Annotated in this window: 16 protein-coding genes; 7 read left to right on the top strand and 9 right to left on the bottom strand. The window is 59.8% G+C overall.

Going from position 1 to position 22,326, the window contains the following annotated elements; translation table 11 throughout:
• Positions 1 to 91: 91 nt before the first annotated feature.
• On the bottom strand, positions 92 to 982 hold the full coding sequence (locus tag ACZ9DP_RS07885; RefSeq protein WP_476201108.1) for a LysR family transcriptional regulator: 891 nt from the start codon (positions 980 to 982) through the stop codon (positions 92 to 94).
• Positions 983 to 1,251: 269 nt separating this feature from the next.
• Between ACZ9DP_RS07885 and ACZ9DP_RS07880 the strand changes: the two genes are divergently transcribed.
• Positions 1,252 to 2,283 (top strand): aldo/keto reductase, encoded by a 1,032-nt coding sequence (locus ACZ9DP_RS07880; protein WP_074071873.1) that lies wholly within the window; start codon positions 1,252 to 1,254, stop codon positions 2,281 to 2,283.
• 16 nt (positions 2,284 to 2,299) lie between these two features.
• Here the strand turns inward: ACZ9DP_RS07880 and ACZ9DP_RS07875 are convergent, their stop codons facing one another.
• From ACZ9DP_RS07875 to ACZ9DP_RS07850, 6 genes are all read right to left on the bottom strand, one after another.
• Positions 2,300 to 3,370 (bottom strand): ABC transporter ATP-binding protein, encoded by a 1,071-nt coding sequence (locus ACZ9DP_RS07875; RefSeq protein WP_476201106.1) that lies wholly within the window; start codon positions 3,368 to 3,370, stop codon positions 2,300 to 2,302.
• On the bottom strand, positions 3,367 to 4,194 hold the full coding sequence (locus tag ACZ9DP_RS07870; RefSeq protein ID WP_022717691.1) for a carbohydrate ABC transporter permease: 828 nt from the start codon (positions 4,192 to 4,194) through the stop codon (positions 3,367 to 3,369). The genes ACZ9DP_RS07875 and ACZ9DP_RS07870 overlap by 4 nt, the downstream gene beginning before the upstream one ends.
• A complete protein-coding gene (locus ACZ9DP_RS07865; protein ID WP_074071876.1) occupies positions 4,191 to 5,093 on the bottom strand; it encodes a carbohydrate ABC transporter permease in 903 nt (300 codons plus the stop codon). The genes ACZ9DP_RS07870 and ACZ9DP_RS07865 overlap by 4 nt, the downstream gene beginning before the upstream one ends.
• A 130-nt stretch (positions 5,094 to 5,223) precedes the next feature.
• Positions 5,224 to 6,456, bottom strand: a complete 1,233-nt coding sequence (locus ACZ9DP_RS07860) for an ABC transporter substrate-binding protein (protein ID WP_074071877.1) — start codon at positions 6,454 to 6,456, stop codon at positions 5,224 to 5,226.
• Between the two features lie 65 nt (positions 6,457 to 6,521).
• Positions 6,522 to 7,424, bottom strand: a complete 903-nt coding sequence (locus tag ACZ9DP_RS07855) for a sugar phosphate isomerase/epimerase family protein (protein WP_476201104.1) — start codon at positions 7,422 to 7,424, stop codon at positions 6,522 to 6,524.
• Positions 7,425 to 7,435: 11 nt separating this feature from the next.
• Positions 7,436 to 8,470 (bottom strand): Gfo/Idh/MocA family protein, encoded by a 1,035-nt coding sequence (locus tag ACZ9DP_RS07850; protein ID WP_476201102.1) that lies wholly within the window; start codon positions 8,468 to 8,470, stop codon positions 7,436 to 7,438.
• A 415-nt stretch (positions 8,471 to 8,885) separates the two neighbouring features.
• Between ACZ9DP_RS07850 and ACZ9DP_RS07845 the strand changes: the two genes are divergently transcribed.
• From ACZ9DP_RS07845 to ACZ9DP_RS07835, 3 genes are all read left to right on the top strand, one after another.
• Complete coding sequence (locus tag ACZ9DP_RS07845) at positions 8,886 to 9,929, top strand: LacI family DNA-binding transcriptional regulator (protein ID WP_074073070.1); 1,044 nt, start codon at positions 8,886 to 8,888, stop codon at positions 9,927 to 9,929.
• 459 nt (positions 9,930 to 10,388) lie between these two features.
• A complete protein-coding gene (locus tag ACZ9DP_RS07840; protein WP_074071880.1) occupies positions 10,389 to 10,628 on the top strand; it encodes a YjiS-like domain-containing protein in 240 nt (79 codons plus the stop codon).
• A 246-nt stretch (positions 10,629 to 10,874) separates the two neighbouring features.
• The gene (locus tag ACZ9DP_RS07835) at positions 10,875 to 11,912 is read left to right on the top strand and encodes a substrate-binding domain-containing protein (protein ID WP_074071881.1); all 1,038 of its coding nucleotides are present in this window, start codon (positions 10,875 to 10,877) and stop codon (positions 11,910 to 11,912) included.
• A gap of 36 nt (positions 11,913 to 11,948) precedes the next feature.
• Here the strand turns inward: ACZ9DP_RS07835 and ACZ9DP_RS07830 are convergent, their stop codons facing one another.
• Complete coding sequence (locus ACZ9DP_RS07830; protein WP_476201100.1) at positions 11,949 to 13,148, bottom strand: multidrug effflux MFS transporter; 1,200 nt, start codon at positions 13,146 to 13,148, stop codon at positions 11,949 to 11,951.
• Positions 13,149 to 13,323: 175 nt separating this feature from the next.
• On the opposite strand from ACZ9DP_RS07830, the gene ACZ9DP_RS07825 reads away from it, so the two are divergent.
• Positions 13,324 to 14,055, top strand: coding sequence for a TetR/AcrR family transcriptional regulator (locus ACZ9DP_RS07825; RefSeq protein ID WP_476201099.1), 732 nt, complete (start codon positions 13,324 to 13,326; stop codon positions 14,053 to 14,055).
• Between the two features lie 3 nt (positions 14,056 to 14,058).
• Here the strand turns inward: ACZ9DP_RS07825 and ACZ9DP_RS07820 are convergent, their stop codons facing one another.
• Positions 14,059 to 14,457, bottom strand: coding sequence for a response regulator (locus tag ACZ9DP_RS07820; protein ID WP_074071884.1), 399 nt, complete (start codon positions 14,455 to 14,457; stop codon positions 14,059 to 14,061).
• Between the two features lie 307 nt (positions 14,458 to 14,764).
• Here ACZ9DP_RS07820 and ACZ9DP_RS07815 point away from each other — a divergent pair, with 307 nt between their 5' ends.
• A complete protein-coding gene (locus ACZ9DP_RS07815; RefSeq protein WP_476201097.1) occupies positions 14,765 to 20,233 on the top strand; it encodes an alpha-2-macroglobulin family protein in 5,469 nt (1,822 codons plus the stop codon).
• Complete coding sequence (gene pbpC / locus ACZ9DP_RS07810) at positions 20,233 to 22,314, top strand: penicillin-binding protein 1C (protein WP_476201095.1); 2,082 nt, start codon at positions 20,233 to 20,235, stop codon at positions 22,312 to 22,314. The genes ACZ9DP_RS07815 and pbpC overlap by 1 nt, the downstream gene beginning before the upstream one ends.
• Positions 22,315 to 22,326 lie beyond the last annotated feature (12 nt).

Here is a 22,326-nt window from a genome sequence, read left to right as displayed (position 1 = left end):
CTCTCGCTCACTTCCGGCCATGATGACGATAGACGATCATAGGCCGCCCAGCCTCGACAGTATCCGCAATTCACGCACCACCCGGCGCGGGTCAAACTTCGATGCCGGCGGCATCACTTCCGATGATCTCCTCGAAGCGTCTCGGCAGAGCGTCGCCCGATGTTGCCGATGAAGCCAATACAACTTCCCAGCATGCATCTGCTTCTTTCAGACGGCAAACACTCAATGTCTGTGCCCGGCTGCAGGCGACCGATTCCGGCACGAGGGCGATGCCGAGCCCGTGTCCGACGAGTTCCATCAACGTGCCGAGATCGCTCACCTCAAATGCGATCTTGCGATCAATATTCGCCGTCAAAAACAGATCATCGATGATTTTGCGCGTACCTAAATCCTGCTCGAATTCGACAAAGGCATGAGCTGCAATTTCATCAAGCGAAACAACCTGGCTTGAGGCAAGTGAATGCGACTTGTTGCAGACGACAACCAGTTCTTCGCAGGCGATGGTGACGGTTGCAATGTCGGCCGGCGGATCAAACATGGGCAGGAATGCAAGGTCGAGTTTGCCGTTCCTGACCTTCTCCAGGAGATGGACCGCCCCGCCCTGTATCAGCCGCACGTCGATATGTGGATGACGCTTATGAAAACGGGCAAGTAGAAACGGCAGATCGACAAATGCCGGCAGTCCCTGAACGGTTCCGAGGTTCAACTTGCCCGATTTCGCCTGGGCAACAGCGCTTACCGCTTCCCGTGCGTCCTTCGCTGCCTCAAGGACAATCTCCGCCTTTTCCAGCAGCGCCCTGCCGGCGGCCGTCAGCCGCACCTTTCGAGTAGTGCGGACGAAAAGCTGCGCATTCAGCTCTTGTTCCAACGCCCGGACTGAACTCGAAAGAGCGGACTGAACAATGTTCAACCGCTGCGCGGCTTTCGTGAAATGCTCGGCTTTTGCCGCAGCAACAAAATACTGGAGCTGGCGTAGTTCCACTGGAGCCTCATTTTTCACACATATTGATCAATCTCATCTAAATCTTCCGTTTGAAAGATGGAAGCGCCTGACGCATTCTCTCGCGGCGTTTTCGGCATTGCTTCTACCTCACGTGATCAACCTATTCGTTCATGACGGTCTTCTCGACGCTGTCCTTTCCGACAGCTGCGCAGGAGAAGAAGCGTTGGCTGCACGGCCGCCATCGGTGCCGATGATGCGAGACAGTGGCCGCCCTTGGTGTCGCGGCTTTGATGTATCAGGAGGTTAACATGGACTATCGCAAACTCGGCCACAGCGGCACAATCGTGAGCGCCTATTGTCTCGGCACGATGACCTTTGGTGCGGAGGCGGACGAGGCCGCCTCTTACAAGCTGCTCGACGATTATTTCGCCTGGGGCGGCAATTTCATCGATACCGCCGACGTATATAGCGCTGGCAAATCCGAAGAGATCATCGGCCGCTGGCTGAAGACGCGGCCGACCGAGGCAAAGCAGGCCGTGATCGCAACCAAAGGCCGCTTCCCGATGGGTCCGGGTCCGAACGATATCGGTCTCTCACGCAGACATCTTAACCAGGCGCTCAACGACTCGCTCCGTCGCTTGGACATCGAGCATATCGATCTTTACCAGATGCATGCTTGGGACGCGCTGACGCCCATCGAGGAGACTCTGCGCTTTCTCGATGACGCCGTTTCAGCGGGCAAGATCGGCTACTACGGTTTTTCCAACTATGTCGCCTGGCACATTGCCAAGGCTTCCGAAATTGCCAAGGCGCGCGGCTACACACGGCCGGTCACGCTTCAGCCGCAATATAATTTGTTGATGCGCGATATCGAGCTTGAAATCGTCGCCGCCTGCCAGGATGCCGGCCTGGGGTTGCTTCCTTGGTCACCGCTTGGCGGTGGCTGGCTGACTGGCAAGTACAAGCGTGATCAGATGCCGACCGGCGCAACCCGTCTTGGCGAAAATCCAACGCGCGGCGGCGAAGCCTTCGAAGCCCGCAATGCGCAGGAGCGCACCTGGGCAGTTATCGGGGTGGTCGAGGAGATTGCGAGAGCCCGCGGCGTCAGCATGGCGCAAGTGGCCCTTGCCTGGACGGCGGCGCGCCCGGCAGTGACCTCCGTCATTCTCGGCGCGCGAAATCCTGAGCAGCTCGCCGACAATCTCAATGCCGCCAGCTTTGCGCTTTCACTTGAGGAGACCACCAGGCTCAACGAAGTCAGCGCGCCGACGCCCGGGCAATATCCCTATGGTGAGCATGGCATCAACCAGCGCCACCGCAAGATGGAAGGCGGACGCTGAATCTTTAAAGGCGGCGTCAGATCCTGACGCCGCTTGTCTCATCGAAGAGGTGAAGCTGCTCCGGATCGACAATCACGCCGATAGTATCTCCTGCCCGTGCATTTCCGCGACCGGTTTCGACAATGGTAAGTTCAGGTCCGGTTGCCGCAGTGATGAAGGTCGAAGAACCCGTGGATTCCACGACGGCGACCGGAACGTCGAAGGTGCCCTGCCCTTGGCCGGTGATGCCGATATGCTCGGGGCGAATGCCGGCGGTCACTTTGCGGCCGGGTTGCAGTTTGCTGGAGATCGTCAGCTTGTGCTTCAGCGGGCCGAGGTCGAGCGTCAGGCTTGCGCCATCTTCGCCGACGATCGCCGGGATAAAGTTCATTGCGGGCGAGCCGATGAAGCCGGCGACGAATTTGTTGGCAGGCGTGTCGTAGAGATCAAGCGGCCTTCCCTGCTGCTCGATGACGCCCTCGCGCATGACGACGACGTGATCGGCCATAGTCATCGCCTCGATCTGGTCGTGGGTAACGTAAACGGAAGTCGCGTGAAGCCGGTCGTGCAACGCACGGATTTCCTTGCGCATATGGACGCGCAGCGCCGCGTCCAGATTGGAAAGCGGTTCGTCAAAGAGGAATGCCTTCGGATGACGGATGATGGCGCGGCTCATGGCGACGCGCTGGCGCTGGCCGCCTGAAAGTTCGCGCGGATAGCGTTTCAGGAGATGCGACAGGCCGGTAGTGGCAGCGACTTCCTCGGCGGCTTTCTTCGCCTCGGCTTTGGCGACGCCGCGGATGCGCAGACTATATGTGAGATTCTGCTCGACCGTCATATGCGGATAAAGCGCGTAGGACTGGAAGACCATTGCCACGTCGCGCTTGCGCGGCGGCACGTTGTTCATCAACTCCCCAGCGATCTTAAGATCGCCCTCAGAGATGCTTTCAAGGCCCGCGAGAGACCGCAGAAGCGTGGACTTGCCGCAGCCGGAAGGGCCGACGAGCGCCACGAACGTCCCCTTGGCAATCGACAGGTTGATGTTCTTGAGAGCGTGGAAGGCGCCGTAATGCTTGTTGACGCCGGCAAGCTCGATCTGAGTGGTCATTTGAGGGCTCCCGAGGTGAGGCCGGATACGATGCGGCGCTGCAAGAGAACGAAAATGGCGAGGATCGGCGTTACATACATCGTGGCGTAGGCCATGATGTTGTTCCACTCGTTGGTGTTCGGTCCCATGAAGGAATTGAGACCGACACTCGCCGGCTGAAGCTCGGCGGCCTGGATCATCGATTTCGCATAGACGAATTCGCCGAAGGCCTGCATGAAGATGAGGATCGCGCTGACGAGGATGCCGTTGCGCGCCAGCGGCAGGACGATGTTGAAGAAGGCGCCGATGCGGGAATTGCCGTCGACAAGAGCGGCCTCCTCCAGTTCCTGCGGCACGGCCATGAAGGTGGCGCGGACGAGGACGACGAAGAAGGGCATGCTTTTTGCTGCAATGGCGATGATAACGGCAAGGCGCGGATAGTTGAGCATGCCGAGCTGCGAGAACCCGACGAAGATCGGTGTAACCATCAGGGAGGCCGGAAGAACCTGCAGCATGAGGATCAGGAACAGGCCAATATCCACCCAGATGCTGCGATAACGCGCCAGCACGTAAGCGCAGCCAACGCCGAGAATGGTGATGAGCGCCACGGAACCGAGCGCGATCACCAGCGAATTCCAGAGATAGCGGCCCATGTTCCGGCTCTCCCAGACATAGGCATAGGTGCTCCATTGCGGAGAAGACGGCCAGAAGCTCGGCGGCGTAGCGAACATCTCTGAGCCGCTTTTCAGCGCCGTGATGTACATCCAGTAGAGCGGAAAGAGATAGATCGCCGCCATGGCGATGGCGATTGCGAACATCAGTCGGTTGCGGTTTGTATCGCTCATCCGCGCACCTCATGGCGTGTCGAGCGGACATAGACCACAGAGGCGATCATGACGAAGACGATCATGATGACGGAGATCGTGGCACCCTTAGCGAAATCATATTGGCGGAAAGACAACTCCCAGGCCCAGTATTGCGTTACATTTGAGGAATTGTTCGGCCCGCCAGAGGTGATCGCGGCGAAGAGGTCGAACTGTTGCAGCGTGAAGATCAGGCCAAGGGCGATGATGGCGCCGATCGTCGAGCGCATCATCGGCACAGTGATGGTCCAGAAGCGCTGCCAGGCATTCGCACCATCGAGTTCTGCAGCTTCATAGAGATCGCCGGGGATGGCCGAAAGGCCGACGGATAGCAGGATCATGTTGAAGGAAGTGCCGAGCCAGATATTGGCAATAATGACGGCAAAGAGCGAATAGTGCGGGTCGGAACGCCAGAAGATGTTTCCCGAGATGATGCCGCTTTCTCGCAGGATGAAATTGAGCACGCCGAAGTCGCCTGACAAAATCCAGTTCCAGATGGCGCCGACAACGAGGCCCGGCATGACCCAGGACACGAGGAAGAGACCGCGCAGCCACGATGCACCGGGAAAGTTCACCCAGAAGAACAACGCAAGCCCGAAACCGATCAAGAACTGACCGGCGATCGAGCCGGTGACGAAGATCAGCGTGTTGTAAAGGATCCCCAGCGTCTCGGGCTGCGCGAAGATATCCGTGTAATTCTTGAAGCCGACGAAGGGGCGCGAGAAGGTCCCGAGGCTGAACATGTCAACCTCTTGAAAGCTCATCACAACATTGTAGATGAGCGGCAGACCCGCCATCAGGAACAGAAAGCCGAGCGGAAAGGCGACAAGCACGATATCGAAACCGCGGCCGTCCTTGACGCTCATCAGGATCCTCTTCATCGGGCCTCCGATAACTCCGAACGGGGCTGCCTGGCGCTCTCGCGGAAGACAGCCCCTGCCGGGAGGAATGGTTGAGTTTCTCCTTCTCCCCGGAGCGGGGGAGAAGACGAAGCGATTAACTGGGTGCCAATTATCCAAGAACGGCCTTGATTTTGTCGGCGGCCTGGTCGAGTGCTTCCTTGGCGCTCATCTGGCCTGTCAATGCTGCCTGTATTGCGTCCTGGATCGCCTTGGAGATCTTCGGCCACTGCGGGTGCGGGCCGCGGGGCTTGGCATATTTCATCTGCTCGAGGAAGACCTTGAGAGCGTCATCCTTCAGCTTTTCGCCGGTCACCGGGATGGTGATGTCGGAACGGGCCGGAAGCTGGCCGTAGTTCTTGAACAACTTGTCGTCCTGAGAGGCGAAATATTCAAGCGCCTTGAAGGCTTCGGCCGGGTGCTTGGAACTTGCGAAGATCGCCCAGTTGAAGTCGCCCATGGCCGACGAGCGGTCCGCGCCTGCCTTCGGAACCGGAAGCAGCGTTACACCCCAATCGAACTTGGCTTCCTTCACCATGCGGTCGAGTTCCCACGGACCGGAGATCGCCATTGCTGCATTGCCGGAATTGAAAGTGCCGGTCGAGTCCCACTGGCCGCGCGTCAGTGTATCGGGCGAGGCAAGCTTCTCGTCCATAATGGTCTTCCAGGTCTCAAGCGCCTTGACAGCGCCGTCGGCATTGATGTTCTCGTAGCCGCCACCGCCCATTTGGGCCCAGGGAAGGAACTGGAAGGTGCCCTCCTCGTTGGCTTTTGCAGAGAAGGCCAAGCCATAGACGTTCTTAGCCGGATCGGTCAGTTTGCGCGCGTCTTCAACGAGCTCATCCCAGGTCTGCGGCGGCTTGTTCGGGTCGAGGCCCTTCGCCTTGAACATATCCTTGTTGTAGTAGAGGGCGATCGTGTTGGTTGCTTTCGGCACGCCATAGTATTTCCCGTCCCATTCGACCGACTTCAGCGGCCCGGGAAAATAATTCTCCGGCTTGATCACGGTCGACTTCGAGATCATGTCGGTCAGATCGAGGAAGGCGCCACGCGAAGCGAACATCGCGTGTTCCGGATTATCGACGGCAATGATGTCGGGCGCCTGACCGGAGGCATAGGCGCGCATCGCTTCGGTAACGACGTCATCGAATTGGATCAGGCGGTACTCGATCTTAATGCCGTTGTTCTGCGCGTTGAATTCCTTGACGAGATTGGGCGCTGGTTGAATGTCGCGATCAAGCGACCAGACGCTGATGGTAACGTCTTCCGCCTTGGCTGAAAGGCCGAAGAGCGAGACGCCGGCAAGTGCCAAAGCGCCCAGAACTGCGAATTTGCGGATAGCCATGGTTCTCCTCCTTTGTGGTTACCCCCGACTGCCCGGCAAAATCCTCCTTGCCGGGCGCGGTATCATCAAACCGGATCGGCGACGAAATCGCCGCCCCGGGCATGCTTCAGATAATTCAGTGCGTAGACCTGGCCCGTCATCTCCAGCACGTCGCGGTAAACCGGATCGTGCCAGCCTTCGATATCGATCGAGCCCGACCAGCCGGCCAGACGCAGCTCCGAAATGATGTCCGTCCAGTTGCTGTCGCCGAAACCCGGCGTGCGCATGAAGACGAACTTTTCCTTGCCGAAGATGCCATGCTCCTTGATGACATCCCAGCGGATCGTCGCATCCTTGCCGTGGACATGGAAGATTTTCTTTGCCCACTTTCGAATCTGCGGCAGCGGCTCGATCAGGTAAACCATCTGGTGGCAGGGTTCCCACTCAAGGCCGATATTGTCGTCCGGCGTCTCATTGAAGATCAGCTCCCAGGCATCCGGATTATGCGCGATGTTCCAGTCACCGGTTGCCCAGTTGCCGTCCATAGCGCAGTTTTCGAAGGCGATCTTGATGCCCTTGTCGGCGGCGCGCTTGGCAAGCTCGCTCCAGATCTGCTTGTAGCGCGGCAGGCTGTCGGTCAGCGGCGTACCGCGGATGCGGCCGGTAAAGCCGGCAACGCAGGTGGCGCCAAAATGATGGGCATTGTCGATGCAGTCCTTCCAGCCCTGCAGCGTCTGCAAGTCGATATCGGTTTCTTCCAGCGGATTGCCAAACATGCCGAGCGTCGAAATTGTAATGTCGCGATCGCCGATCGCGTCGAGTGAGCGCTTGCCGAGCTCGGCGAGATCCTGTCCGTTGGTCGTCTGCCAGAAAAAGGGCTCGAAGCTCTCGAACCCCATATCGGCGATCTGGCAGATGCGCTTGTCGGCGCCGCCCTTGGACGCGCTGACCATAGTTCCGATACGGATGGATTTTGCAGGATTGCTCACGATCTCATTCCTTATGCTGAAATTTCAACGCGCTTGCCGGTTCTGGCGCTCTCGATCGCGCCGAAGACCATGGCAAGGCTTCTGATGTTGTCGCTGCCGGCCGTCTCCGGCCGCTTGCCGGTCCGGATGGCGTCCACGAAACCGGCAATCACGCTGGCATGGCCGTGCGTCTCCTCGTCCCGCTCCGCCCCAGGAACGTCGACGGGCGTAACGCCGCGAAGCAGGCCCGTCTCTTGGCCGGCAACTGCGGCGCGGAATGTTTGATCCCCGTCCCAGGTTAGCATTCCCTTGGAGCCGACGAGACGCCACTGGCTTTCCCAGCTCGTACGCTCGCCTTCTGCGCACCAGGAGCCGCGATAGGTGAAAACGACATCGTCGGAGAATTCAAAGGTGGCGTTGGCAGAGGCGCCGTGACGATACCACGACCCTTTTGGATTACGCTCGACGCAATAGACGGCGAGCGGCTTCTTGCCGGCGACAAAGCGTGCGGCATCGAAGGTATGGATCGCCATGTCGAGAAGCAGGACATTGTCCATGTCCTCGCGGAAGCCGCCGAAATGCGGGGCTATGAAGAAGTCGCAATGGATCGCGGTCACATCGCCGATTGCGCCGCTTTCGACAAAACGGCGCATGCGGCGAACTCCGGAAATGAAGCGTCGGTTCTGGATGATCGCATGGATCTTGCCGGTCTCCGCCGCAAGATCGATCAGGGCAGCTCCTTCCGCCAGCGAGGTAGCCATCGGCTTTTCGCTCAGCACATGGCATCCCGCCTTAAGTGCCGTAGAGACGACATTGAAACGGGCAGCCGGGATGACGACGTCAAAGACGATATCCGCCCTCGCCTTTGCAATAACGCTGGAAAGATCAGTGCCGATGGAGGCCTCATTCAGGCCGAACTCCGAGGTGAGCGCTTCGGCCGCAGCCAGGTTCACATCGACGAGGCCGGTGACCTCGATCGATTCGGCTAGAGCCGGGGTTTCCTTTAAGGCGCGCAGCCAGCCTTTGGACATGGCTCCGCAACCGCACAGAACTGCATTCAATGTCACGATTTCCTCCCGCGGCGCGCGTCCGGCAAATCTCCGTTTGCGTGTCCCGTAAACGTTTACGATAGTAAGCGGAAACGTTTCTTGCTGTCAATAGAGGGCGAAACGGGGCGAAATGCTGCGGAAAACAGCTTTAAATGCGCGATCTTAGCCAAATTCACATTGCAATGCAGCACGGTCATGCCGGGCATGTCATCGGGCTGTCAAACAGACATTTTACCAAACCCCAAACCAGGTTGCACAGCGATGCAACGCAAGGGACAAACACGACGACCTACTGCTGTTTGCATGGCAAGCGCCAGTGGCAACTCAGGTTGCAGTGATGACCGCGCTCATGCTTGCATCCTGGATGTTTATGCTAATGATGAAGCGGTTCCTAACGGCAGACGTACTTTCGCGGGTGGATAAAGGAATGCCAATGAAGGACGGCCCGACGATCGACGGAAAGAAGACCAAGCGCAAGGAGCGCATGCGATTTGTCAGCGCAGATCAGGTCGCACAGCTTGCGGGCGTTTCACGCTCCGCTGTTTCACGGACTTTCACGCCAGGCGCAAGCGTTGCGCCCGCCACCCGCGAGCGGGTGCAGAAGGCTGCCGAGGAGCTTGGCTATCATGTCAACGATCTGGCACGCGGCGTCCTTGCAAATCAAAGCCGGCTGGTCGGCATCGTTGCGACGCGGCCGGAAGTCGGCTTTCGCGCCCATCTGGCCGCAGCACTTGCAAAAGCGCTGATAAAGCGGGGCAGCATCCCGATCCTGATCAACACCGGCCAGACCGAGGATGAATTGCTTGCAGCGCAGAAGATGTTGATCGGCCACCGCGCCGAAGCAACGATCATTCTTTCGGGATCCCCACCCGCGAGCTTCGTAGATATCGCGCATCGCAACGGCCAGCCGCTGGTGGTCATCGGCCGCACCGAACCGGATGCGGACCATGTCAGTGCCGGAAACGCCGAAGCGTCCCGTAATGCAGCGACGGCCTTCTTCGACAAGGGATACCGGCGGCTTGCCGTTGCAGCGTCGCATTCGGCAACGTCCAGCATTGCCGAGCGCGAGGATGCCTTCTTGGCGGCAGCCGAGGAGTTCGGCGCTTCGGTCTCGGTCGGACGCGGCATAGATTCCGACTATGACAGCGGCATCGATGCCGCGCGTCAACTCTTCTCCCGGGCCGAAAGACCCGATGCGGTCTATTGCGCCAACGATTTAATTGCCTTCGGATTGATGGATCATGTCCGAAAGACGCTCGGCTTGCGGATACCGGAAGACGTCGCCGTGATCGGCTTTGATGATGTGCCGGAGGCAGCCTGGCTCAGCTACCGGCTTACGACTTTCCGCCAGGATCCGGTCGTCATGGCACAGCGCGCCGTCGACCTTGTCGAGCGTCGGCTTGCCAGCCCGGACTTGCCGCCTGCCTACGAGAGGGTCATTCCGGAACTTATCTTCCGCGACAGCTTCACCCCCTGACCTCAGCGCTCGATATGTGTCACTTTTGCCGCTCGCCGGAGGTCATTCTCGATGCTGCCGAACGAGAGGTGTCGCATGATGGCGTGTTGCCGTTAGGCAACAAACTTCTCGGTGATAGCTACAATTCAAGATTTAATATTGCTGATCATCCGCTGTTGTGCAAATATAAGCCTATCTCGCAAATTTAGTCAGAGGAGGCGTGAAATGAATCTCATTCTCGTGTTTATACGCCCCGCTGGCGGGATGGCTCGCAAGACGTCGATGCGTTGTGCATCCAATCCGGGCCGACATTCCTCCGAGGCTGTATAAACCCCGGATCACTGCCATTTTGGCATTTCCCAACTTGACCTGAATTGAGCCGGACCGCCGAACGACTACGTGTGTTCCACGTCCGCCTCCATGTGTCTTTTTAACCTTCGAGAGGACCTGGCTGCTTGAGCGCGCCGGGACGGAAAAATCATGCGTGAAGCACAAGTAGTAGTTGCTGAAACCCTTTCGGCGACGGTCGATGAACTGTACCAGAAATTTGGCGTCTGGAGGACAGCCCGCGCGCTGGTTCTGGCCGCCTGGAGGCATCACCAAACGGTGAACCAGGTCTCCCAGCTGTCAGATCGTATGCGCCGCGATATCGGCCTTCCGGAGGCCGAGGATGCGTACGGGGCGGCGAGATTCTGGAGCATCTGGCCCGACACAAGATGACTTCCAGCCCCGGCGGCCTGGCTGCCGGGGCTGGCGTCTGCCTGCGGACCATCGTCATGAGAAGCATACAATAGACGTCGGCTGCCGGCGCGAAAACGATGCGGCATCTTCATCTCGTGCCGATCTGACGTCTGTGCCGCACACCGTTGCCGCCCACGAGCGGGACCGCAGCCGCTTTGCGGAAACGCGTTCCTGTGGCAATAAGAGAAGATCACGCGTTTTGATCGGGGAGGAAGAACGCAGCCGATGAAGGGAATCCGACAGCTTGCCAAGCATCTCGACATTTCGATCGGGACGGTTTCCCGCGCGCTAAACGACAAACCGGACGTCAACGAGGAAACGCGCAAGCGCGTGCTGGCGGCTGCCGAGGAGCTTGGCTATGTGGCAAATCAGTCCGGCCGCAGCCTGAGGCAGGGCACGACCAACGTTATCGGATTGATGATCGAATCCAGCAAGGAAACCGTCGAAAATAGCGACAACTTTTTTCTCGGCCTCACCGGCGGTCTGCAGAGCGTGCTTGCGCGGCACAAGCTCGACCTCGTGATGCTGCCCTGCCCCAGCGACGAGGATCCCTATGAATACCTGAAGCGCATGGTGGCGCGGCGCGTCGTTGACGCGATGATTATTTCAGCGACGCAGCGGATCGATAGGCGCATCGATCTTCTGGTGAAAGCCAAGATTCCTTTCGTCGCGCTCGGACGAAGCTCATCGGGCGGCAACTACACCTGGATAGATCTTGATTTCGAGGGCGTGGCGGCGTCGGCGGTCGACCGGCTGGTGGCCAAAGGACATCGTAGGATCGCGATCGCAGCACCTTCGAGCGATATCAATCTCGGCTATGTCTTCGTCGATGCCTACCAGCAGTCGCTTGAGCGCCACGGCATCCCGTATGATCCCAAGCTCGTCATTCGCGTCAAATCGAGCGAACAAGGTGGCTACCAGGCCGGACACGAATTGCTGCTCTTGGACAACAAGCCGACAGCCATCATCCTGATCTACGAGTTGATGGCGATTGGTCTTTACAGACGCTTGGTCGAGGCAGGCGTCGTTCCGGGGCGCGATCTGGCAGTGATCGGCTTCCGTGAGGAGCCACGCGCCAAATTCCTGCAACCTGCCCTCACCTGCTTCCGCATGTCGCTGCGCGATCTCGGTGTCGAACTGGCCGAAACGCTGCTTGCGACCATGCCCGCTTATGCGAAATATTATCCGAAGGGCGCGCGCAACACGATCTGGCCGCTGGAACTGGTCCCAGGCGAAAGCGACGCCTTTTTCCTCAATCCATGAAACTGGCCGCGCCGTTTGGGGACGCGGCCGCAATTGTCATTCAGCCGGTGCTGCGGCGGCGCGGCGGCCGAGCGTTGCTTGCGTCAGGACGAAGGCAAGCAGCGCGCAGGCCGCAATGCCTGCCGCCATCGGAACGGCCGTGCCATCGGCAAACAGGCCGGACACCACCATTGCGACGGCCGCAATGACGAAGTGCAATGTCCCCATCAACGACGAGGCCGTACCTGCGATCTGACCGTGATCCTCCAGAGCAAGAACCGCGCTCGTTGGAATGACAAGTCCGAGAAAGCCATATCCGATGAAAAGGAAGACGGCCATCACCGGAAGCTGGTTGATGCCCGCCGCCATTACGACGGCCATCACGACCATGACGAGGCAATAGAAGGTGACGGCTGAGCGCATGACGCGAACGAGGCCGAAACGCTCGCCGAGCCAGCCGGTCGCCTGCGATACGGCGAAGAAGGACACGGCGTTGACGGAGAATGCGAAGCTGTACTGCGTCGGCGTCAGGCCGTAGTGCTGGATGAGCACGAAGGGCGAGTTGGCGAGATAGACGAGGAAGCTCGAGATCCCGAGGCCACCGATGAAGGTGAGCGTCAGGAAGTTCCTGTCGCGCAAAAGGAAGCCATAGGCAGACATCGCGCTGCCGAGGCTGCTGCCCTTGCGATCCTTCGTCGGGCGAGTCTCGTCAAGCTGTGTGGCAAGCAGCACGAGCCCGATGAAAGCCGCGACCGTCACCGCCCAGAAGACGCCGCGCCAGCCGTAGAACTCGATGACCGCACTGCCGGCCAGCGGAGCAAGAATGGGGGAAATTGAGAAGACGAGCATGAGAAGCGACATTAGACGGGCTGCCTGAATGCCAGTGTGCATGTCACGAACAACAGCGCGTGGTATGACCATGCCGGCCGCACCGCCGATGCCCTGGATGAAGCGGAAGGCAATCAGCGTTTCTATGTCTTGGGCCAGCGCGCAGCCGATGCTGGCAACGGTGAAGATGCCGATACCCAGGTAAAGTGGCAGCTTGCGGCCCCACATGTCGGACAGCGGACCGTAAAGCAGCTGGGCCAGTGCAAAGGAAATGAAGAACGACAGAAGGCTCAACTGGGTGACGTTGTTATCCGACCCCAGATCGACGCCAATCGAAGGCAGTGCCGGAAGGTACATGTCGATGGCAAAGGGACCTATGGCTGATAAAAGCCCAAGGATGAGCGCAATGCGAAAGAATGAAGCGGTCATTTTGATGATCTTTCATAAATGCGCAGCGAAGGAAGCGGACTATGTCTCTCCGCCGCGTTGCTCTCGAGGGGTTCAATGAGGGGCGGCTGCAACCCGCGACGGCGCTTGGAGAAGCGTCAGCGAATGCGAACCGAGGTGTCTAGTATTTTGGACACGAGTGTAAAATTAGACAGTGTTGTCTAACTCGTCAAGGCGCATTATCCTTAGAGCGATGAAAAATCTCGCGCCACCCGAAAAGAGATTGGATGGGCCGACCCAGCGCGGCCAGTTCAAGAAGCGCGCTTCCATCCTGGAAGCAGCCGCGGATGTATTCTGCCGCCAGGGCTTTGCAGGAGCAAGCATCGACGAGATTGCGGTAGAGGCCAATGTCTCGCGCCAGACGATCTATAATCACTATTGCGAGAAAGAGACTTTGTTCGTCGCCGTCGTAGACGACGTGCTGAAGCGCGCCAATTCGATGATTTTTTCGATGCTGGCAACGTTTCCGGTCAATGCCGACAATTTGGAAGAAGACCTTGTCGCCTTTGCGGTCCGGATCAACAAAAACTGCATCTGCAACCAGGACGGAAAGTTCCTGCGCCGTCTCGTCCAGAACGAAGGTGAGCGCTATCCGCATCTTTTCGAGACCTGGCGCCAGCAAGGCCCGGGTCGGATCATTTCCGCGCTCGGCGCTCTGTTTGCGCGGTTGAGCGCCAGTGGTGCGCTGAAGATCGAAGACTTCGATGTGGCGGCACGCCAATTCCTCGCTCTCGGGAATGCGGATCTGCAGATCATGATGCTGTTCGGGCAAACGCCGAGCGATGAGCAACTCGAAAGTGCCGCCCGCAACGCGGTCAGGACGTTCCTTCGCGCTTACGGCACGGAGAGGTCCGCCGAGCGACCAGAGCTTGCGGCCGTCAGCGGCTGAGCGTCAGGCAAAGACGAGCATCTGCGACGGAACGGCAGCGAGCGCGCCATTGCGGCGCGCGACGGCATACTTCAGCGACTGCTCGACGACGGACGGCTTGACCGGCTTTTTGACGACGCCGAGCGTCCCCTTGACGCCGCCTGCCACCATCTCCGGGTTGCCTGTCATAAAGACGACGGCAATACCGTGGTCTTGCGCGAGCCGGCGGCCGATTTCCGGGCCAGTCGCACCATCCGACAGGTTGACGTCTACAAAAGCGACGTCCGCCGTCGGCGCAAAACGCAACGCCTGCTCCTTATTTGCGGCAAGCCCCGTCACTTCCATGCCCATGGCTTGAACGGTTGCTTCAAGATCGAGGGCGATCAAGAGCTCGTCCTCTACGATCAATACTCTCTGGTTCATGAGGTTATCCTGTAGCCAGCTTACGCAAAACATTCGTGGCCAGACGCCCTTGCCGGCCCGGGCACGTGAAAAACTTCGCACCAGTCGGCCGTGGCCGGCGGAACTTGACCGGATAACGGGCAACGGCCGGATATGTTCCGAGCCGATACGCATTATTTCTCGATTAAGCCATTGTTAATACTAATAAAACATTAAGATCGGCGTAAGCCTTTGATAAAAAGCAGCTCTAAATTTGAAGTTGTATTGACAAGTCTTTTCGGCAGCAGGAGAGTGCCCCAATCCAGCGCCAGCGACCGGGGGGAAACCTATGTCTGTACGCTCGTTTTTCGCATCCGCCGCCATTGCTCTTTTAGCCATCGCGGCCAGCCTTCCCGCGACAGCTGCGGAGACCAAGCGCGATATCCAGACGATTAAGGACGCCGACTTCTTCGGCTTCGATCTGCGGACGGAGCAGAACGTTTCCCTCGAACAATGCAAAACCGCATGCATTGGCGACAAGAGCTGCAAGGCTTTCACCTATAACCCGAAGGTGAAATGGTGTTTCCTGAAGTCCGACTTCAAGACGATGAACGCTTTTCCAGGCGCAATTGCCGGTCGGATCGTCGAAACGACTGCGGGACCGCGCGAGCCCGATATCGGTGCGCCCCCTCGCCTCAGCTTTCTCTCAGAAGACATCATCCAACAAGCCCGCGACTTCAAGGCCAATCTGGCGCTCACCGACGCTCAGCCGGGCCAGACCGTCGACAGCCTGACAGCAACGGCGCGCCTTGATCTTACCGCCAACAACCTCGCAGGCGCGATCGACGCTTTCCATCGCGCGCTGGCGCTGACGCCCGACGATGCCGATCTCTGGCTGGAGACGGCCCGCGCCGCAAATTCGCTCGGCGGCACTGGCAGCCAGGCCTTCGGCCAGGCACTTCTCGATGGGTTGAACGGCTACGAACTGACGCGCACAGCCTCAAAGCGGGCAGATGCTCTTGCCGTGCTTGCGACCTCGCTCGCCAAGAATTCGAATTTCCGCGCGGCCCTCAACGCCTATAAGGCAAGCCTTGCGCTGGCAAGCTCCAGGGAAGTCCAGGCGGCCTATCTCAAGCTCAAGTCGGAACAGGGCTTCCGCATCACCGAACACAATGTCGATGCCGACAGCGCAACGCCGCGTGCCTGCGTGACGTTCTCGGAATCCCTCGTCAAGACGGTCGACTATGCACCGTTTGTGACGCTGAACGGACAAGCCCCCAAGGCGCTCGAAGCCAAGGACAAGCAGATCTGCGTCGAGGGCCTGGGTCACGGCGAAACCTACAAGATTAGCTTCCGCACCGGCCTTCCCTCTTCCGTCGACGAGGTCCTGGACGCACCCGTCAGCCTCGATGTCTACGTCAAGGACCGCAGTCAAATGGTGCGGTTTACCGGCGATAGCTTCGTGCTGCCTTCGACGGCGCGCCGCGGCATTCCGCTCGTCAGCGTCAATATCGAAACTGCCAACCTCAAGCTCTACCGCATTGGCGATCGCGGTATTGCTCCGCTTCTTACCAGTTCGCAGTTCCTGACGCAGCTCGACGGCTATAGCGCGCAGCGCATTCAGGATGAAAGCGGCGAGCTCGTGTGGCAGGGTTCGATCGAGATCGCCAACGATCTTAACAAGGATGTCGTCACCAGCTTCCCCGTTGATGAAGCCTTGCCCGCGCGCAAGCCGGGCATCTATGTGCTGATCGCCTCGCCTGCCGACAAGCCGGAAAACGAGTGGGATTCCAAGGCGACACAATGGTTCGTCGTTTCCGATATCGGCGTTACTACCTACGCCGGAACCGACGGGCTCAACGTCTTTACGCGCTCGCTCGCTTCCGCCAAGCCGATCGCCGGCGTCGAGCTGCAACTGCTTGCCAAGAACAACGAGGTTCTGGGCACCGCGACGACGGATGAAAACGGCCGAGCCACCTTCACTGCCGGGCTGCTGCGCGGCACGGCAGCACTCGCTCCAGCAGTCCTGGCTGCCAGGAACGGGGCGTCCGACTACGTCTTCCTCGATATGACGAGGGCAGGCTTCGACTTGTCTGATCGCGGCGTGACGGGACGAGCCTCGCCCGGGGCGATCGATGTCATGACCTGGACCGAGCGCGGGATCTATCGGGTGGGCGAAACCGTCCATGCCACCGCCCTTGCTCGCGATACGGATGGCAGGGCGATCGAAAAGCTGCCTCTGACCTTCATCTTCATGCGTCCCGATGGCGTCGAAGACCGGCGCATCGTCCGGCAAAGCAGCGACGTCGGCGGCTATTTGATCGATCTCCCGATCCAGGAAAATGCCATGCGCGGCAGCTGGACAATGAACGTCCATACCGATCCCAAGGGGTCGCCGATCGGTACGAGAACATTCCTCGTCGACGATTTCGTCCCCGATCGCACCGACCTGGAGCTGAAGACAGAAGCCAAGGAAATCGGTCCCGATACGCCGGCAACGATCGATATCAGCGGTAAATATCTCTACGGCGCGCCGGCAGCCGGCCTGACGCTTGAAGGCGATGTCGTCATCAAGCCGACTCGCGAAAGCCGAACCTTCCCGGGCTACTTCTTTGGTCTTTCTGACGAGGAGGCGAACGAGGAAAGCCGCCAGGCGATCGAAGGCCTGCCGGAATTGGACGAGAACGGCCAAGCAACGACCGATCTTTCGGTCGGTGATCTTCCCGCAACCACGCAGTTGTTGAACGCGACGGTCTATATCCGCATGCAAGAAACGGGCGGCCGGGCGCTGGAGCGCACGCTGCTGATCCCGGTCAAAAACCAGGGACCGATGATCGGCATCAAGCCTGAATTTTCAGGCGATATAGCCGAGAATTCGATCGCCAGCTTCAACGTGATCGGCGTCTCGGCCGACGGCCAGAAGCAGGAAATGAAGGGGCTGCGCTGGAAGCTTTCGCTCCTTGAGCGCGAATACCAATGGTATCGGGAAGGCACGGCATGGAAATACGAAACCGCTTTCAATGCGCGCCAGGTTGCCAGCGGCACGACTGATGCCGGCTTGGACGGCGGCAAGATAGCGTCCCAGGTTGGCTGGGGCCGCTACCGACTTGAAGTCGAAAGCCCGGACGCGGATGGCCCGACATCAAGTGTCGAATTCGACGCCGGCTGGATGGTGGAGGCTGTCTCGACCGAAACGCCGGACGGCCTCGAGATCGCGCTCGACAAAGAGAGCTACAAGGCCGGCGAGACGGCGAAGCTCAAGGTTTCTTCCCGTTATGGCGGCGAGTTGATGGTGACGGCCGGGACGGAAAACCTCCTTGCCGTACAAAATGCAACGATCGGCGAGACTGGGGGTGAAGTGGAGATCCCAGTCACCGCCGAATGGGGCGCTGGCGCCTATGTGACAGCAACCCTCTTCCGTCCGGGCGACGCACAGGACAGCCATATGCCGATGCGCTCGATCGGCATCAAATGGCTGAAAGTCGATCCCGAGCAGCGCGCGCTGCAGGTCGCAGTCGATGCACCGGAAACGATGCTGCCGCGCGCACCGCTGAACATCAGCCTTGCAGTGACGGGTGCTGGAGCCAATGAGGATGCTTATGTCACGGTTGCCGCCGTCGATGTCGGCATTCTCAACCTGACGCGCTACACGGCCCCCAACCCCGAGGACTGGTATTTCGGCCAGCGCCAGCTCGGTCTTGAAGTCCGCGATCTCTATGGCCGGCTGATTGACGGTTCGCTCGGCGCGACAGGCAAGCTCAGAACCGGCGGCGATGGTGGCGCGGTGGCGCTGCAGGGCAGCCCGCCGACGCAAAAACTTGTCGCCTTCTTCTCCGGTCCGGTGAAGCTTGACGCCGACGGAAAGGCCAATGTCAGCTTCGACATTCCGCAATTCAACGGCACGGCGCGTGTCATGGCCGTTGCCTGGTCGAAGGATGGAGTCGGCCACGGCATCAAGGATATCGTCATCCGAGATCCGGTGGTCGTCACCGCCAGCCTGCCGAAATTCCTGGCGCCTGGCGACAAGGCGGAACTGCGCCTTGACATCGCCAATACCGATGCGCCGGCCGGCGATTTCAAACTGCAGCTGACCGGCAACGAAGCCGTCGGCATCGAGGAGGCCGCAGCTTCGCGGACGATCCATCTGGATGCCGGTGCGAAATCCGATTTCACGCTGTCGGTGATCGGCAAGCAGCCCGGCAACGGCGCTTTTTCGATCAACCTGTCGCATGCATCTGGACTGTCGCTTTCTCAGACAGTCGACGTACCAGTCCGCCCATCGTCACTGCCCGTGACCGAAAGGCGCGTCATCGCCTTAAAACCAGGGGCGAAACTGAGGGTCGACAAGGAACTTCTGGCCAACAGCGTTTTGCCGGGCGCCTCGGTCAGCGTCAACGTCACGCGTTCGGCCGCCTTCGACATTCCCGCACTGCTGATGTCGCTCGACCGTTATCCTTTCGGCTGCGCCGAACAGACGACGAGCCGCGCCCTGCCGCTTCTTTATCTCAGCGAGCTTTCAAAACAAAACGGGCTCGAAGACGATGCAGACGTGAAGAAGCGCGTCCAGGATGCGATCTATCGTGTGCTGTCCTATCAGGCATCGGCGGGCAGCTTCGGCCTTTGGGGACCGGATTCGGGCGACCTCTGGCTCGATTCCTATGTCACGGATTTCCTGACGCGGGCGCGTGAAGAGAAGTACGATGTGCCCGACCGTGCGCTGGTCCAAGCGCTCGAGAACCTGCAGAACGCGCTGAGCTACGACGTCGAGGTCAAGACGCAAGGCGATCAAATTGCCTATGCAATCTATGTTCTTGCCCGCAACAGGAAGGCCTCGATCAGCGATCTGCGCTACTACGCCGATACGATGATCAACGACTTCCCGACGCCGCTTGCCAAGGCGCATATCGCCGCGGCATTGGCACTTTACGGAGATGCGACGCGTTCGAAGAACATCTTCGTCGACGCTTTGCAGATGACCGAAAATTCCATCGTTCATCGCGTCAATCTTTCGCGCACCGACTACGGCTCGATCCTGCGCGACGGTGCGGCCATCCTGGCACTTGCGGCCGAAAGCCGCCCTGTCCCGCCAGTCATTCCGGAACTGGCAAAGGCCGTCGGCAGGGAGTGGGACCGCAGCAAGTGGACGAGCACCCAGGAGCAGGCCTGGACGCTGCTTGCCGCGCGCGCGATCCAGAGCGGCGATGATTCGCTGAAAGTGGACGTCAACGGCGCGCTGCATAGCGGTGCCTACATGGCGAAGATGAGCGGCGACGCGCTGATGAACAATCCCCTGACACTGACGAGCGCAACGACCGATCCGGTATCGGCGGTCGTCACGACAGTCGCAGCGCCCGTCACGCCGCTGCCTGCCGGCGGCAACGGCTTTGCCATCGAGCGCACCTATTACACGCTTGATGGCGAGCCGGTGAATATCAGTGAGGCGCAGCAGAACGAGCGTTATGTGGTCGTGCTGCACGTGACCGAAACCAACGCCTGGCCGTCGCGTGTCGTCATGACCGATCTGCTGCCTGCCGGCCTCCAGATCGATAATCCGAGCCTGGTCGACAGCGCTCAGCTCACCAATTTCGACTGGATCGGCGAACAGACGGCGGCGCACACCGAATTCCGCAACGATCGCTTCGTTGCGGCCTTCAACCGGACTTCGGACGACAACCGTGAAATCAACGTCGCCTATATCGTGCGGGCCGTCACCCCAGGCGTTTATGACCATCCGGCGGCGACCGTTGAAGATATGTACCGCCCCGAATATTCGGCTCGCACCGCGACCGGCAAGATGGAGGTTGTCGCAGCACGATAATGCGGCTCTGGCGCAAGCTCACGATTGGAACTGCGGCCGGTTTCATTCTTGCCGGCGCGGTTTTCTTCGCGTTGGACGCTGCCGACAGGGTCTTTCCGCCGCCGCTCGAAATGACCGGTGCGGTGTCGGCCGAAGTGCTCGATGCCGACGGTCAGTTGCTGCGCGCCTTTGCGACGCCGCAAGGCCGTTGGCGTCTGAAAACCACGGTCGCGGATGTCGACCCGCAATTCATGCGCATGCTGATCGCCTATGAGGACCGGCGCTTCTACGAGCATCACGGCATCGATCCGCTGGCGATCGGGCGGGCGGGCCTGCAGCTGGTCACCAACGGCCGCATCGTTTCCGGCGCCTCGACGCTTTCCATGCAGGTGGCGCGGCTGATCGAACCGCGCGCCGGACGTTCGCTTTCGGCGAAAATCCTGCAGGTGATACGCGCCGTCCAGATCGAGCGGCGGCTTTCGAAGAAAGAGATTCTCGATCTGTATCTGACGCATGCACCCTATGGCGGCAATCTGGAAGGCGTGCGCGCCGCAAGCCTTGCCTATTTCGGCAAGGAGCCGAAGCGGCTGACGGTGGCGCAGGCTGCCCTCCTCGTCGCCCTCCCCCAGCTTCCTGAACGGCGACGCCCCGACAAAAACCTGGCGGCAGCGGAAGCGGCACGAAAACGCGTTCTTGAGCGCTCCGCCGTGGCCGAAGTCATCGGCGAGGGTGAGGCCGAGCGCGCCGAGGCGACACTCGTTCCGGCAACGCGCATGCAGCTTCCAGCTCTTGCCGCGCATCTTGCCGAAGCAGCCCTTCGCAGCAAGCCGAACGAGCGCGAGCATCGCACGACGCTGAAGAAGCAGATACAGGCAGGACTAGAAGCGACGGCGAAAAGTGCCGCGATGAAACTTCGTCCGAAACTTTCTCTCGCGATCGTGATGGCCGATGCGCGCACGGGCGAGATCGTCGGCGAAGTGGGATCTGCGGACTATTTCGACGCGAGCCGTTCCGGCTGGATCGACATGACGCGTGTCAGCCGCTCGCCCGGCTCGACACTGAAACCCTTCATCTATGGACTTGCCTTCGAGCAGGGGCTGGTCAGCCAGGAAACGATCATCGAGGACCGGCCAGCCGATTTCTTCGGTTACCGGCCGCGCAATTTCGACATGAGCTATCAAGGCGACGTAACGGTCCGAGAGGCATTGCAGCTTTCGTTGAATGTGCCGGCCGTCAGGCTGCTTGACGCCGTCAATCCGGCGCGGCTTTTGGTGCGCTTCCGCCGCGCCGGCGTTCGCCCCATCCTGCCGCCGAACGAAGCGCCGGGACTGGCGATTGGGCTCGGCGGCGTAGGTATCACGTTGAAAGACCTCGTGCAGCTTTATGCGGCGCTTGCCAACAAGGGCGAGCCGGTTCGCATCGGCGACGGTGTAACTGCAAAGCCCGGCAAGATAGACGGCGAGCCGTTGCTGGAGCCGGTCGCCGTTTGGAATGTTTCGGATATTCTTTCCAGCGTCATCCCACCGACAGGCGCCCCGCAGCGCGGCATCGCCTACAAGACGGGGACCAGCTACGGCTATCGCGACGCATGGTCAGTCGGCTACGACGGGCGGTATGTGCTCGGTGTCTGGGTTGGAAGGCCGGACAATGGCGCGGTGCCGGGGTCGACCGGTTACGGCACGGCAGCCCCCATCCTGTTTGAGGCATTTGCAAAGTCGAGCATTGCAACCACACCTTTGCCACGCCCGCCTTCTGGCGCAGTGCGCGTCGCCCAGGCGGATCTGCCGGTGAGCCAGCGGCGGTTCTCGATAAATGCCAGCGGATTGCCTTCCACCTCCAGCCGCGAACAGGCACCGCAGATCGTCTATCCACCGGAGGGCGCGCATGTCGACCTCGGCGCAAGAAGCGGTGATCTCTCGCCATTGATGTTGAAACTGCACGGCGGTCGGGCGCCGTTCCGCTGGCTTGCAAACGGCAAGCCGCTGCCCGATCTTTCTCGCCGCCGCACCAACCAATGGATGCCGGATGGTGGCGGCTACTCGAAACTGACGGTGATCGACGCGATGGGCCGTGCCGCAAGCGTCGGTGTCTTCATCGATTAAACCTTGGAATTG

Source organism: Rhizobium sp. USDA 4016, assembly GCF_056279705.1.
This window is presented reverse-complemented; position numbering and strand designations above follow the sequence as displayed.

What these genes read in the sequence shown, in the direction of transcription:
- ACZ9DP_RS07880 (WP_074071873.1), top strand. Translation starts at nt 1,252, where the DNA reads ATGGACTATCGCAAACTCGGCCACAGCGGCACAATCGTGAGCGCCTAT.
- ACZ9DP_RS07875 (WP_476201106.1), bottom strand. Translation starts at nt 3,370, where the DNA reads ATGACCACTCAGATCGAGCTTGCCGGCGTCAACAAGCATTACGGCGCC.
- ACZ9DP_RS07870 (WP_022717691.1), bottom strand. Translation starts at nt 4,194, where the DNA reads ATGAGCGATACAAACCGCAACCGACTGATGTTCGCAATCGCCATCGCC.
- ACZ9DP_RS07865 (WP_074071876.1), bottom strand. Translation starts at nt 5,093, where the DNA reads ATGAAGAGGATCCTGATGAGCGTCAAGGACGGCCGCGGTTTCGATATC.
- ACZ9DP_RS07860 (WP_074071877.1), bottom strand. Translation starts at nt 6,456, where the DNA reads ATGGCTATCCGCAAATTCGCAGTTCTGGGCGCTTTGGCACTTGCCGGC.
- ACZ9DP_RS07845 (WP_074073070.1), top strand. Translation starts at nt 8,886, where the DNA reads ATGAAGGACGGCCCGACGATCGACGGAAAGAAGACCAAGCGCAAGGAG.
- ACZ9DP_RS07840 (WP_074071880.1), top strand. Translation starts at nt 10,389, where the DNA reads ATGCGTGAAGCACAAGTAGTAGTTGCTGAAACCCTTTCGGCGACGGTC.
- ACZ9DP_RS07835 (WP_074071881.1), top strand. Translation starts at nt 10,875, where the DNA reads ATGAAGGGAATCCGACAGCTTGCCAAGCATCTCGACATTTCGATCGGG.
- ACZ9DP_RS07830 (WP_476201100.1), bottom strand. Translation starts at nt 13,148, where the DNA reads ATGACCGCTTCATTCTTTCGCATTGCGCTCATCCTTGGGCTTTTATCA.
- ACZ9DP_RS07820 (WP_074071884.1), bottom strand. Translation starts at nt 14,457, where the DNA reads ATGAACCAGAGAGTATTGATCGTAGAGGACGAGCTCTTGATCGCCCTC.
- ACZ9DP_RS07815 (WP_476201097.1), top strand. Translation starts at nt 14,765, where the DNA reads ATGTCTGTACGCTCGTTTTTCGCATCCGCCGCCATTGCTCTTTTAGCC.
- pbpC (WP_476201095.1), top strand. Translation starts at nt 20,233, where the DNA reads ATGCGGCTCTGGCGCAAGCTCACGATTGGAACTGCGGCCGGTTTCATT.